At 38.9% G+C, this 12,762-nt stretch carries 12 protein-coding genes and 1 riboswitch; of the genes, 5 read left to right on the top strand and 7 right to left on the bottom strand.

Going from position 1 to position 12,762, the window contains the following annotated elements:
- The first annotated feature begins 24 nt into the window (after positions 1 to 24).
- Complete coding sequence (locus BLR62_RS00945; RefSeq protein ID WP_090791944.1) at positions 25 to 1,503, top strand: alpha-N-arabinofuranosidase; 1,479 nt, start codon at positions 25 to 27, stop codon at positions 1,501 to 1,503.
- A gap of 43 nt (positions 1,504 to 1,546) precedes the next feature.
- On the opposite strand, the gene BLR62_RS00940 is transcribed toward BLR62_RS00945, so the two are convergent.
- Positions 1,547 to 1,948 carry a secondary thiamine-phosphate synthase enzyme YjbQ gene (locus BLR62_RS00940; protein ID WP_090791941.1) on the bottom strand — a complete coding sequence of 134 codons (402 nt, stop codon included), beginning with the start codon at positions 1,946 to 1,948 and terminating at the stop codon, positions 1,547 to 1,549.
- A gap of 99 nt (positions 1,949 to 2,047) precedes the next feature.
- On the opposite strand from BLR62_RS00940, the gene BLR62_RS00935 reads away from it, so the two are divergent.
- Positions 2,048 to 2,434, top strand: a complete 387-nt coding sequence (locus BLR62_RS00935; protein ID WP_090791938.1) for a RidA family protein — start codon at positions 2,048 to 2,050, stop codon at positions 2,432 to 2,434.
- Between the two features lie 51 nt (positions 2,435 to 2,485).
- Here BLR62_RS00935 and BLR62_RS00930 read toward each other — a convergent pair whose 3' ends face one another.
- Complete coding sequence (locus BLR62_RS00930) at positions 2,486 to 3,664, bottom strand: MFS transporter (RefSeq protein WP_090791936.1); 1,179 nt, start codon at positions 3,662 to 3,664, stop codon at positions 2,486 to 2,488.
- Between the two features lie 220 nt (positions 3,665 to 3,884).
- On the opposite strand from BLR62_RS00930, the gene helD reads away from it, so the two are divergent.
- Positions 3,885 to 6,218, top strand: a complete 2,334-nt coding sequence (helD, locus tag BLR62_RS00925) for an RNA polymerase recycling motor HelD (RefSeq protein WP_090791933.1) — start codon at positions 3,885 to 3,887, stop codon at positions 6,216 to 6,218.
- Between the two features lie 58 nt (positions 6,219 to 6,276).
- Here helD and zupT read toward each other — a convergent pair whose 3' ends face one another.
- Positions 6,277 to 7,086 carry a zinc transporter ZupT gene (zupT, locus tag BLR62_RS00920; RefSeq protein WP_090791931.1) on the bottom strand — a complete coding sequence of 270 codons (810 nt, stop codon included), beginning with the start codon at positions 7,084 to 7,086 and terminating at the stop codon, positions 6,277 to 6,279.
- Positions 7,087 to 7,228: 142 nt separating this feature from the next.
- Between zupT and BLR62_RS00915 the strand changes: the two genes are divergently transcribed.
- Positions 7,229 to 8,068: an aldo/keto reductase gene (locus tag BLR62_RS00915; RefSeq protein ID WP_090791928.1), complete on the top strand. Its 840-nt coding sequence runs from the start codon at positions 7,229 to 7,231 to the stop codon at positions 8,066 to 8,068.
- 48 nt (positions 8,069 to 8,116) lie between these two features.
- Here the strand turns inward: BLR62_RS00915 and nagB are convergent, their stop codons facing one another.
- The 4 genes from nagB to thiW all read right to left on the bottom strand — a co-directional run bounded on the left by nagB (position 8,117) and on the right by thiW (position 11,483).
- Positions 8,117 to 8,845: a glucosamine-6-phosphate deaminase gene (nagB, locus tag BLR62_RS00910; protein ID WP_090791925.1), complete on the bottom strand. Its 729-nt coding sequence runs from the start codon at positions 8,843 to 8,845 to the stop codon at positions 8,117 to 8,119.
- On the bottom strand, positions 8,845 to 9,990 hold the full coding sequence (nagA, locus tag BLR62_RS00905; RefSeq protein ID WP_090791923.1) for an N-acetylglucosamine-6-phosphate deacetylase: 1,146 nt from the start codon (positions 9,988 to 9,990) through the stop codon (positions 8,845 to 8,847). Before nagA ends, nagB begins: the two co-directional genes overlap by 1 nt.
- A gap of 10 nt (positions 9,991 to 10,000) precedes the next feature.
- Positions 10,001 to 10,843 (bottom strand): MurR/RpiR family transcriptional regulator, encoded by an 843-nt coding sequence (locus tag BLR62_RS00900; RefSeq protein WP_090791920.1) that lies wholly within the window; start codon positions 10,841 to 10,843, stop codon positions 10,001 to 10,003.
- 145 nt (positions 10,844 to 10,988) lie between these two features.
- Positions 10,989 to 11,483, bottom strand: a complete 495-nt coding sequence (thiW, locus tag BLR62_RS00895; protein ID WP_090791917.1) for an energy coupling factor transporter S component ThiW — start codon at positions 11,481 to 11,483, stop codon at positions 10,989 to 10,991.
- 66 nt (positions 11,484 to 11,549) lie between these two features.
- A riboswitch (TPP riboswitch) is annotated at positions 11,550 to 11,666 on the bottom strand.
- A gap of 120 nt (positions 11,667 to 11,786) precedes the next feature.
- Between thiW and BLR62_RS00890 the strand changes: the two genes are divergently transcribed.
- The gene (locus BLR62_RS00890) at positions 11,787 to 12,758 is read left to right on the top strand and encodes a ring-cleaving dioxygenase (protein WP_090791914.1); all 972 of its coding nucleotides are present in this window, start codon (positions 11,787 to 11,789) and stop codon (positions 12,756 to 12,758) included.
- Positions 12,759 to 12,762 lie beyond the last annotated feature (4 nt).

Below are 12,762 nucleotides of genomic sequence, written 5' to 3'. Positions count from 1 at the left end.
TAAAAATTATAAGAGGTGAATTTTATGAGTACAAAAGCCGTATTAAACGCAGATTTAAGTCGAGGTAAAATCGATAAAGCCATCTATGGACAGTTCGCTGAGCACCTCGGTCGATGCATCTATGAAGGATTATGGGTCGGTGAAGATTCCTCTATTCCGAACACAAATGGTATACGTAATGATGTTTTAGGCGCGTTAAAAGATTTAAATATTCCCGTTCTACGCTGGCCAGGTGGTTGCTTTGCAGATGAGTACCATTGGAAAGATGGTGTCGGCCCTAAGACTGAACGTAAACGCATGGTGAATACGCACTGGGGTGGTGTTGTTGAGAACAATCACTTCGGGACACATGAGTTTATGAAACTATGTGAAATGTTAGAGACAGAGCCTTATGTGAATGGAAATGTTGGTAGTGGTACGGTTCAAGAAATGGCTGATTGGGTCGAGTATATGACATTTGATGGCGAATCACCTATGGCGAACTGGCGAAAAGAAAATGGACAAGAAGAACCTTGGAAATTGAAGTATTTCGGTGTAGGAAATGAAAACTGGGGTTGTGGTGGTAACATGCGCCCTGAATATTATGCAGACCTTTATAGACGTTATCAAACATATGTGAGAAATTATAGCGGCAATGAAATTTATAAAATTGCTGGTGGTCCAAATATTGATGATTATAATTGGACAGAAGTTTTGATGCGTGAAGCAAAAGAGCATATGGACGGTTTAAGCCTTCATTATTATGTGCACCCAGGAGGCTTTTGGAATAAAGGCGATGCTGTAAGATTTGATTCAGACGATTGGCACGTATCGATGCAAAAAGCATACCATATCGAAACATTAATTGATAAACACTCAACAATTATGGATAAATATGATCCAGAAAAAAGTGTGGATTTAATTGTTGATGAATGGGGCGCTTGGTATGATGTTGAACCTGGCACAAACCCAGGATTCTTATTCCAACAGAACACAGTGCGAGATGCTGTGATCGCAGGTATCTCACTAAACATTTTCAATAACCATAACGATCGAATCAAGATGGCCAACATTGCTCAAATGGTTAATGTGATTCAATCAATGGTGTTAACAGAAGACGATAAGATGCTTTTAACACCAACTTATCATGTGTTTAGAATGTATAACGTTCACCAAGATGCAGAGCGTGTTGATCTTGATATTGAATCAGACATGTTAGAAGAAGCTGGTGTTGAGTATCCGAAAGTAAATGGATCTGCTTCCAAACAATCAGATGGCACATTAAATGTGAGCTTAACGAATGCTGATAAGGATAGTGAGACGACGATTGATCTAAATATAAGAGGCATTGAAACATCAGACGTTACAGGTGAATTTATAACATCAGGTAAAATGAATGATCATAATACATTTGATCAACCAGACAAAGTAAAACCAGAAACATTGACTAATTTTGAGAAGACAGCAAACGGTCTAAACGTGACATTACCCCCCATGTCCGTTGCCGTGTTGTCTATCAAATAAATCTAAAAGAAGCTCGAGCCCTTGCTCGAGCTTCTTTTACATATTATGCCGAAACATATTTCACAACAAATTTTCGATGTCTCGGTCCGTCAAATTCACAGAAGTAAACACCTTGCCACGTGCCAAGTACAAGCTTTCCGTTTTCGACGAGAAGTGTTTGGATATGACCGACTGTACTCGTCTTAAGGTGAGCTGCCGTGTTGCCTTCCATATGTCGATCCTTTTTGTGATGCCAAGGATAGACTTCATCTAGGCGTCTTAAAAAATCTGTTTTAACATCTGGATCAGCATTTTCATTAACGGTAATCCCAGCCGTTGTATGCATGGATTGAATAAAGAGTGTACCGTCTTTAATGCCTTGATCTAGAATCCATTCTTGAATCGAATCGGTCACATCAATCATGTCACTGTGATGATGTGTTTGAATTGGAAATGTTTTAAGCAAAGTTTGACCTCCTTTTGTTGTATCGGTTAACTCCAGTTTACTAAACAACTGAACATATGATAAGCTTTTAACAAATTTAAACGGAAAAGGATGAGTGAGATGACGATGAAAAAAGTACAGACAAATCAAGCACCTGAAGCGATTGGGCCCTATTCGCAAGCTATTGATACGGGCGATTTAGTGTTTGTATCAGGACAAATTCCTTTGATCCCTGAAACGATGAAGCTCGTAGACGGCGATATTAAAGAACAGACATTACAAGTGATGAATAACTTACGTGCTGTTTTAAAAGAAGCGGATTTAACGTTCGACGACGTCATTAAATTTACAATTTATCTAACGGATATGAACAATTTCAGTATATTAAATGAAACATATGCAGAATTTTTAAAAGAGCCTTATCCAGCTCGAGCGACTGTTGAAGTGAGTCAATTGCCTAAAGGGGCAGAAGTTGAAATGGATGTTATAGCAAAACGCTCATCATAATAGAAAAAGATCATCCTTCCTAAAAAACGTTTTAGTGAGGATGATCTTTTTTTACGCATTTTGTGTGAGTAGCTCTGGGTGTCTTTTTTGTCCGATGACCATGACAACACCACTAGAGATGAGTAATAAACCAGTGAAAACAAATACGGCTGAGTAACCGAAGGATGCACTAATGGTTCCGCCGATCATAGGACCAATCATATTACCGAAAAATTTTAAGCTTGTGTTATAACCGAGCACTTCACCTTGCATCTCAATCGGTGCAACGTGTCTAATGTAGGCAACGCGTAGTGGAATAATACCACCGAGTGTAATCCCTAATAAAAAGCGGATTAAAACGAGTTGCCATAAACTTGTGACAAATCCACCAGGTAAATAAACGAGACCTGAGGCAAACAACAAGAGTGTCATAATATGAATGTAGCCAAATTTATCGCCAATAAACCCCCACTTTTTAGCCATTAATAATTTCCCTAAACCAGCAGCCGAAAAGGCAAGACCTGATAAGAATGCCACACTGCTTGCGCCACTTAATTCAGCGACGAATAAAGATAAAATCGGTTGAATACTAAAGTTCGATACTTGAACAATCATCGACATAAACATCACGAACAGTAGAAGGGGTTGTCTCAGCATGTGTTTAATGACTTGACGACTTGTGTAAACACGGTCATGACTTGTGCTCTTATCAACTCTAAATTCTTTCACCCCGAAATGCACGAGAAATCCGCTGAAGAACAGAATAAGTGCTAGCCATTTAAATGTAGCAGCGTAACCGAATAAGTCAGCTAATGTACCGCCAATTAAAGGGCCGATCAATGTACCTGTAATGGTTCCTGTCTGTAAAGTCCCGAGCACTTGTCCTGCAACACGTTTTGATGTTTGGGTTGAAATTAAGGCTTCCGACATCGATATAAAGCCAGTAAAAACACCCATGAATAAGCGAAGGAAAAATAACTGGATGACATTCGTGACAAACCCCATTAAAAAGAGCGACAGTCCGAGTCCAATTGCAAATGCAACAAGAATCGGTTTGCGCCCGATCCGGTCACCGACTTTCCCCCATATAGGTGAGAAGATAAAAGCAGCAACAAAAGTAATACTAAAGATGACACCAGAAGCTGTTTGAACGTACTGATCAGAATAATTTCCGAGTGAATCTATATATAAAGACAAAAATGGTTGCACCATCGTAATACTACCTGCTATAAAAAAGTTAGCAAACCACATAATGCGTACATTACGTTTAACTAGTTGATCGGTTTCGATTGCAATCCCTTCTTTCTAAAAAACGTTTCAACTACATAGAATAACGCATCTTTCAAAAATAAGAAAGAGATCTGCAAATTAGTTGTGCTTTATCGACTTTTGATGGATAATCACTTAAGGTATAGGGTAAATGTAGATTAGATAAAAATATAAGTAAGCGGTTTTTTAAAGGAGTGATCAAATGCCAAAGCAAAATCAAGAGTGGGAAGAAGAATACAAACGCATGCAACAAGTGGGTCATTTGATTGATAAGAAAATAAAACGATTCAGTCAATATATGAGAGCGATTAAAGATCGCGTCATCGATATTAAAAAAGACTTTTGGGATGATGTCACGGTTAATTTAACCGAGTTAGATGATGCACTTGAAACACAAGCGAGTTTAAAACAACAGGCAGAATTTTTATCTGAACGCGAGCGTACACACGGACAACTGGCATGGCAATTGTCTAAATTACAGAAGTTACAACATAAACCTTATTTTGGTCGAATTGACTTTCGGGAAGATGGAACAAATGAAGCAGAGAAGATTTATATCGGAACATCATCTTTAATGGATGAAAACGAAGAAGACTTTTTAATTTATGACTGGCGTGCACCAATCTCCAGCATGTACTACGATTTCCCGCCAGGTGATGCCCATTATGAAGCGGTGGATGAAACGATTCATGGTGAATTAACATTAAAACGTCAATATGTGACCAAACAAGGTGAATTAACAGGAATGTTTGACACAGGTATTACGATTGGTGATGGTTTATTGCAATCTGTTTTAGGTCAATCAGCAGATACAACGATGAAAAGCATTGTAGCAACGATTCAGCGCGAACAAAACCGAATCATCCGTAATGAAACCCACCGGTACCTCGTTGTTCAAGGTGTCGCGGGCAGTGGAAAAACATCAGCCGCGATGCAACGTGTAGCCTACTTACTGTATCGCTATCGTCAGCAAATGAAGGCTGATCAAATGATTCTCTTTTCACCTAATCCATTGTTTAATGGTTATGTGTCCCGTGTATTACCTGAACTTGGTGAAGACAATATAAAACAGACGACATTTTATGAGTATATTGAAGGGCAACTAGGTGATCGGTTTGTGGTCGAATCACCATTTGAACAATTAGAGTTGTCTCTTTCGAGAAACCATGAGGATCAAACAGAGCGAATGCTCGGTATGCGTCATAAAGCAACGAAAGCTTTTCAAGAACAGGTCGATCGTTTTATTGATCAATTACATTATAGTGGCGTTGAATTTCGAACGATTCGTTTTCGTGGAGATGTGATTTTATCTAAAAATCAGCTTAGCCAATATTTTTATAAACAACTGAGAGACTTACCACTTCAACAACGTGTTGAAAAACTAATGCGTTACATTTTACGTCACCTAAAAGAAATCGAAACGACATTAATTGATCAAGACTGGGTTGAAGATGAACTGCAGTTATTGGATAAAGCGGACTTACAAGAGGCGTTCTCTCATTTAGATCAAGAAACAATTGATCACCATCATGAAATTGATGCAGAAACACAGTATTTAAAACAAAAAATCGTCAAACGTGCCTTGTTACCACTACAAGAGAAGGTGAAGCGATTTAATTTTATTAACGTTAAAAAGACATACGAGAAATTGTATGATCAACCAGCTAATAGTGATGAGATGACCGAAGAGGAGTGGCAGAAAATAGCTAAATTTTCAAAACAATATTTAAATGAAAACTTTTTAGCTTGGGAAGATGCCACACCGTTCCTTTATTTTGAAAAAATGTTAACAGGGTTTAATGAAAATCGTGAGATTAAGCACGTCTTTATCGATGAAGCGCAAGACTATTCACCATTTCAAATTCGCTATTTAAAACGTATCTATCCAAGCAGTTATATGACATTGTTAGGTGACTATAACCAATCCATCTATTATCATGCGTTGCTTGAGGATTCAATTATGAAAGAAGAACGGGATGATCATCACCGGATTCAACTGATGCGTAGTTACCGCTCAACAAAAGAAATTGTTGATTTCACTCGATCACTCATTCCGGGTGGAGATCAAATTGAACCATTTAACCGTGCGGGGGAATTACCCGAAGTGATTGAAGTAGATCATGATACGATTGCTGAATATAAGCTCTATCAATTGATTGATCGTTACGAGAAAGCGAATCATCAAACGATTGCTGTTGTGACGAAGAATCGTAAGCAAGCCGATCGCGTTGCACGTTTATTACGTTCAACTTATGAAACGATTCACCAAATCGATCCAACAAGTCACTCGTATGAAGAGGGGATCCATGTGATTCCGGCTTATTTAGCAAAAGGAATTGAATTTGATGCAGTGATTGTTTATGATGCGAGTGCACATGAATACTTAAATGATTTAGAGAGACACTTATTGTATACAGCATGTACGCGTGCTATGCATTCGCTTAGCTTAATTGCTGTCGGGGGTGTGTCACCAATTATTAAAGAAGTACCAACCAATACGTATCGATTTAGTAAAATTCACCACGTAGAGAATTAATTGTAATAAAAAAGCATTCACTTGAAATTTTTCAAGTGAATGCTTTTTTAGATGCATGCTATAGCATTAATAAAAGGCTAAGTGCCATCACCATCATACCGGCCATTAACCCGTATATTGAGCTGTGGGCTTCATCGTAACGCTTAGCCGCAGGCAGTAATTCATCAAGTGAAATAAACATCATAATCCCTGCAACCCCACTGAAAACCATACCGAATACTGTATCTGTTAAGAAGGGCATAAGGAGAAAATAAGCAAGCACGGCACCTGCTGGCTCTGCTAACCCTGATAAAAAGGACAGTTTAAAAGCTTTTTTCTTGCTCCCTGTTGCGTAATATATTGGCACCGATATAGCAATTCCCTCAGGAATATTGTGTATAGCAATCGCGATTGCTATGGCGATTCCGAGCGCAGGGTCTTGCAAGGTAGCTGTAAATGTTGCAATCCCTTCAGGGAAATTGTGAATCGCAATTGCAAGTGCAGTAAAAGTCCCCATTTTTAGTAACTCCTGATTTTGAACGTCTTCAGGTGATACGTTCATGTCTTCAACTTTTTTTACATCATGAGGGTTTCCTTGTTCAGGGATAAATCGGTCGATAAGAGCAATCAAAATCATACCGGTAAAAAAAGCGATGACTGTTAACCATATTCCTCTTACTTCACCTTGAGCCTGTGTTAATGTATTTTTAGCTTCTGGGAAAATTTCAACCATGGAGACATAGATCATTACCCCAGCAGAAAACCCTAGTGAAAATGATAAAAATTTTGTATTCGTCGTCGATGTGAAAAATGCGAGTAAACTACCAATACCAGTTGCGAGACCAGCGACTAATGTTAAGCTAAAAGCAAGCAATAGATTTCCTTCCATTACGTTTCGTCCCTTCATAAGTACTTGCATGCTATAGTTTACGTATTTAATAAGAAAGATGCAATATTTTTAGGTTAGAGGAAAAGCTAATTCGGGAATAGAAATAAGTAGCAAACAGTTAAACTGAAGGAGGATGCTTTTTATGTTAAAAGATTTAACATCAACGACGACACTTCATAATGGTGTTAAGATGCCTATGTTAGGCCTGGGTGTGTTCCAGGTAGAAGATGGGGAAGAGGTTGTACATTCAGTTAAATCAGCCCTTGAACATGGCTACAGAAGCATTGATACAGCTGCGATCTATGGAAATGAAAAAGGGGTCGGTCAAGCGATCGAAGAGTCAGGAATCGATCGTGAATCTTTATTCATCACCTCGAAGTTATGGAACAGTGATCAAGGTTATGAATCAACGTTAGAAGCATTTAACGATACGTTAGATCGGTTAGGCTTGGATTATTTAGATCTTTATTTGATTCATTGGCCTTTACCGAAGTTAGGTAAATATAAGGAAACGTGGCGAGCTTTTGAAAAATTATATCATGAAGGTAAAGTGAGAGCGATTGGTGTGAGTAACTTTAAGGAACATCACCTAGCGGATTTAATTAAAGATAGTGAAATTGTTCCAATGGTCAATCAAGTCGAATTCCATCCGCACCTCACACAAGAACCGCTTCGTGCATACTGTGATGAACACAATATTCAACTAGAAGCTTGGTCACCTCTTAAACAAGGTGCGCTTTTAGATAATCCAACACTTAAAGAAATTGCTGAAAAACATGGGAAGACAACAGCACAGGTGATCATTCGTTGGGATTTACAAAGCGATGTCATCACCATACCAAAATCGGTGAAAGCACACCGTATTAAACAAAATGCAGATGTGTTTGATTTTGAGTTGTCTGATGAAGAGATGCGAGCGATTAATCAATTGAACCAAGACGACCGTTCAGGTCCAGACCCAGATGAATTCGATAAACGATAAACGATTAAAAACCGGCGCCTCTACTTAAGAGGTGCCGGTTTTTTACGATTAATCAATAAGCTCTGCTGCTGGGTGATCAACGATTAGCGTCACATTAGGATGTTTTTTCAATACAGATGCTGGAAATGACTCTGAGATATCACCATCCACCAACTGTTTGACTGCTTCTTTTTTCTTCTCACCTGAAACCATTAAAATAATTTCTTTACTGTCCATAATGGAATCAATACCCATCGTTATAGCGTGGGTAGGGACGTCTTCTTTTCGATCGAAAAAGCGTGCATTTGCTTTACGAGTGGATTCATCTAATTCGATTACATGTGTTCGAGATGAGAAGGGTGTACCTGGTTCATTAAAACCGATATGTCCGTTTAAGCCGAGTCCAAGTACTTGAAGATCAATGTTTCCAGCATCTTCAAGTGCTTTTTCATAGTCAAGGCATTCTTTCTGGGGATCATCGGTATTTCCATCTGGTAAATGAGTGTGATTTGGATCAACATCAATGTGTTTAAACAACTGGTGCTCCATAAAATAATGATAGCTATTTTCATCAGTTGCTGGCACGCCGATGTATTCATCTAAATTAAAGGTCGTCACATTTTCAAAGGATACTTTCTGTTTTTGATAGGCTTCAATCAAATAGTTGTACATTCCTTCAGGTGTTGAACCAGTCGCCAATCCTAAAACTGGTTCATCATGGTCTTCAATCGTTTTGATCACATGTTGTGCTGCGTATCGACTCATTTCTGTATAATCTTTTACTTTAATAATATGCATTATAAACCCTCCTGGTGAGCAATTTCGCCTTTAGTCATCGTTAGTTTTAAATTAAATTCATCATCAACAAGTAATAAATCAGCGTCTTTTCCAATATCGATCGAACCTTTTTGGTGATCAATGTTTAGCTGCTTCGCTGGATTTGATGATGCCATTTTGATCACATCGCCCATATCTACATTAGGCAACTGGTAGAGCATCTTCACACCATCAATCATGTTCAAAATACTTCCAGCTAATGTACCATCTTTTAGTGTTGCACGGTCTTTTGTTACCGTAACAGGCTGGTTTCCTAGTTCATAATCACCCGCAGGTAAGCCCTTTGCGCGCATTGCATCTGTAATCAATAGCAAGCGATCACTTCCTATATTCTGAACAATTAGTTCGAGCATCTCAGGTGAGACGTGAATACCATCTGCAATAATTTCAGCCTTTAATGAATCAAGCATAAACGCACCACCAACAGCACCGATATCACGGTGGTGAATGCCGTTCATCGCATTACAGAGGTGTGTCAGTTGATTTAATCCTTTTTCTTCAGCTGATTTTAGCTCCTTGAAATTCACATCCGTATGACCGGCTGAGACGTTAACCCCGTCATGTCGCAATTTTTCAATAAATTGATCTTGATCATGTTCGGGTGCCATCGTAATGGTTTTAATGAGCCCACCAGCCATTTGCTGCCATGTATTGAAAAGAGATAGATCTGGCTTTTTAATAAACTGAGCGGGTTGAGCACCTGCCTTACTTTGTTCCACGAACGGCCCTTCTAAATGCACGCCGAGGAGTTCAGAAGATTTGGGTTTTGACCTATAGTTGGCTGTGTTCTTAAGAGCATTTTCAATTTGTTCATTTGATTGTGTGATCGTTGTTGCAAGAAAACTTGTCGTACCTTCTTTGACAAGGTAAGATGCCATTTTATCAAGCGCTTCTTCACTTGCATCCATAACATCTTGTCCATTTGCCCCGTGAATATGTGTATCAATAAAGCCAGGGATTAAGTGCAACCCATTTGCGTCGATCGCTCTTTCATCATTTGGGCGCTCAATATTCTTATTTATTTGTGTGATCGTGCCATTTTCAATTAATACTGAACCGGTAAATGTCTCATTATTTTGGTGAATGGTTGCGTTATAAATGAGCACAATATCCCTCCTAATAAATTTTCGGTGTCGTATGTTGGGTTATTTCATGTTTAATTCTTTGAGCGTGTTCGCTGTTTTTGATTGATAGCCCCGTACAAATACAATCAATTAAGTAAAGTTGAGATACTTTTGCGATTAAGGATCCACGATCGAGTGGATTTTCTTTATAAGATGATAACAAAACATGATCAGCTAAAGAGCTTAAAGGTGATTTGGCATAGTTGGTTAACGCTATAATTGTTGCACCTTTGTCTTTTGCGATCTGAACGTGATCAATAATTTCTTTCGTACTTCCAGATAGACTAATCGCAATTAAAACCGTCTTTTTTGTCGCTGAAGTCGCTCGCATAATTTGAGTATGGGTGTCTGTGACAACAGTTATATTTTTCCCAATCCGCATCAGACGGTTTTGCATATCTAAACCTGCAATACCTGATGCGCCAATGCCAAATACAACAACATCATCACTATCGTCAATTCGATCGATTACTTTACTTAGTGTGGATTCATCGAGTAATTCAAAGGACTCTTCAATTGTTGTCGCCATACTATGTTTAATTTGGGCTGAAAACCGTTCATGCTCACTCTTTTCGTCACGATCTGCTGATTGCTCGTGAGCATAAGCGAGCTTAAATGCTTGAAACCCACTATAGCCGAGCTTTCGGAAAAACCGTAGTGCCGTTGCCTCAGCAACGCGACTTTTTTCAGCGAATTCGGTTAATGAATCATAAATAATGGACTGAGGGTGAGATTGAATGTATTGAAAGATCTTTTGCTCTGATTTTGTTAATTGATGTTTAAATTGTTCCAGTTGAAGTGAAGGTTTTAACGTCAGATCTTGTCCGTTTTGCATATAAAAACCACTCCTATCTATAGCTTTAATGTATCATTTTGATAACTATAAGTCAATTTTATAATAAAAAATGAAAGTTAACTTTCATTTTAGCGCAAAAAAAAAGACTCAAACGCGATTTGTGGGCGTTTAAGTCAATGAATTATTAATCATTTAGATAACGTGTAAAGTCGATATGCTTCAGTCGAGCTAAAAGTAACCAAGCAAGTAGAGCACCGGTTAAACTGCTGATGAAAAAGCCAGGCACAAAGGCGAATACACCAGCCGTATCACCCATAAACAGTCGTGCGATTGGAATGGATAGAAGGGAACCGAATATGCTAGTCCCAATCACTTCTCCAATAACTGCGGTGCGATGTTTTTTCGAATATTTGTAGAATAAACCTGCAAGTAGTGCACCCATGATACCACCTGGAAAGGCAAGTAGCGTCCCAAGTCCTAATAGATTGCGCAACAGTCCAACACCAAATGCGACAATAACAGCAGGTCCAGGTCCTAAAATGACAGCCGTTATGACGTTTAAGGCATGTTGAACAGGGTACGCTCTAGCAACCCCTGTTGGGAACCAGATGAAGGTTGCACCTAAAACACCAAGTGCAATCAGTGCAGCCATCAATGTTAGTTTTCGTGTGTTTCTCATAAAAAAAGCCCTCCTTTAAGTGTATCCCAATACATATTGGGTAACAGCTAAAGACGGGACCTGAAGGGTATCTATTATCTACTTCCCTCCGCTAGTATAAACTAGATCAGGTCCTTAAGGGTTAAAAAGTTTGGGCACTTTTCTCTCAGCCTATGCAAGTAATAGGCACCCCTAGTAGTCAAAGCTATTATAATTTGAATCTATCATAACATAGTCTAAAATAGATAAAAAGTAGAAAAGCAAATATCTTGAATTCAAGATAATAAATCGTTATACTAAAAGTAACATAAAGGAGGACGTACGATGCAAATATTAGGGATTCACCACGTATCTGCTTTAACAGCCAACGCACAGAAGAATTATGATTTTTATGCAGATCAATTAGGGATGCGACTTGTTAAGAAGTCAGTCAATCAAGATTCACCATCAATGTATCACTTGTTTTATGCCGATGAAATTGGACGACCTGGCACAGACCTAACCTTTTTTGAAATGTTAGGGGTCGGTCACACGTACAGAGGGAATAACAGTATTTCTGAGACGGGTTTACGTGTTCAAGATGATGAAGCGATTCACTTTTGGAAAAAACGGTTTGAACAACTTGGGATCAAACACGAACCCATTAAAACAGAATTTGGTCGGCTCGTTTTGCGTTTTGAAGATCACGAGTCGCAACGATTAGCACTCGTATCAGATGAGGATAATGAAGGGGTAGAGGCAGGTGTGCCATTTGAACACCCTGATATTCCTAAGAAATTCGGTATTACAGGTCTAGGCCCGGTTCGTTTAACGGTTCCGAAAGCTGAACATACACGACAAATATTAGGGTCGGTTTTAACGTTTGAAAACGTAGGATCATATCCTGCGAGAGTAGAAAATGGTCATGATATTGAAGTGTATCAAACTGGTGAAGGCGGAACCGGAGCAGAAATTCAGCTTGAAGAACGTTCTAACTTAACGAAAGAAAAACCAGGACGAGGCAGTGTGCACCATGTTGCTTTACGCGTTAAGTCTGTTGAAGAATTAAGAGAAGTTGAACAGAAGGTAAAAGCATTAAGGCTTCCAACTTCAGGTGTTGTGAATCGTTATTATTTCCAGTCGCTCTATTTTAGAGACTTAAACGGTATTTTATTTGAACTCGCAACAGATGCCCCGGGCTTTTTAGTCGACGAAGATGAATCGACACTCGGTGAAAAGTTAGCCCTTCCGCCATTTCTAGAGGATAAACGTGAACAGATTGAGCGACAATTAAAACCCATTAAGATGAGAAAATAAGTCT

It is taken from the genome of Pelagirhabdus alkalitolerans (assembly GCF_900096905.1).
In the GTDB taxonomy this organism is placed as follows: Bacteria; Bacillota; Bacilli; order Bacillales; family Amphibacillaceae; genus Pelagirhabdus; species Pelagirhabdus alkalitolerans.
The sequence above is the reverse complement of the archived record's forward strand: the minus strand, read 5'-3'. Positions and strand labels throughout refer to the sequence as shown.

Bases quoted from the DNA above. Each gene is read 5' to 3' on its own strand.
- BLR62_RS00945 (WP_090791944.1), top strand. From the start codon at position 25: ATGAGTACAAAAGCCGTATTAAACGCAGATTTAAGTCGAGGTAAAATC.
- BLR62_RS00935 (WP_090791938.1), top strand. From the start codon at position 2,048: ATGACGATGAAAAAAGTACAGACAAATCAAGCACCTGAAGCGATTGGG.
- BLR62_RS00930 (WP_090791936.1), bottom strand. From the start codon at position 3,664: ATGTGGTTTGCTAACTTTTTTATAGCAGGTAGTATTACGATGGTGCAA.
- helD (WP_090791933.1), top strand. From the start codon at position 3,885: ATGCCAAAGCAAAATCAAGAGTGGGAAGAAGAATACAAACGCATGCAA.
- zupT (WP_090791931.1), bottom strand. From the start codon at position 7,086: ATGGAAGGAAATCTATTGCTTGCTTTTAGCTTAACATTAGTCGCTGGT.
- BLR62_RS00915 (WP_090791928.1), top strand. From the start codon at position 7,229: ATGTTAAAAGATTTAACATCAACGACGACACTTCATAATGGTGTTAAG.
- nagB (WP_090791925.1), bottom strand. From the start codon at position 8,845: ATGCATATTATTAAAGTAAAAGATTATACAGAAATGAGTCGATACGCA.
- BLR62_RS00900 (WP_090791920.1), bottom strand. From the start codon at position 10,843: ATGCAAAACGGACAAGATCTGACGTTAAAACCTTCACTTCAACTGGAA.
- thiW (WP_090791917.1), bottom strand. From the start codon at position 11,483: ATGAGAAACACACGAAAACTAACATTGATGGCTGCACTGATTGCACTT.
- BLR62_RS00890 (WP_090791914.1), top strand. From the start codon at position 11,787: ATGCAAATATTAGGGATTCACCACGTATCTGCTTTAACAGCCAACGCA.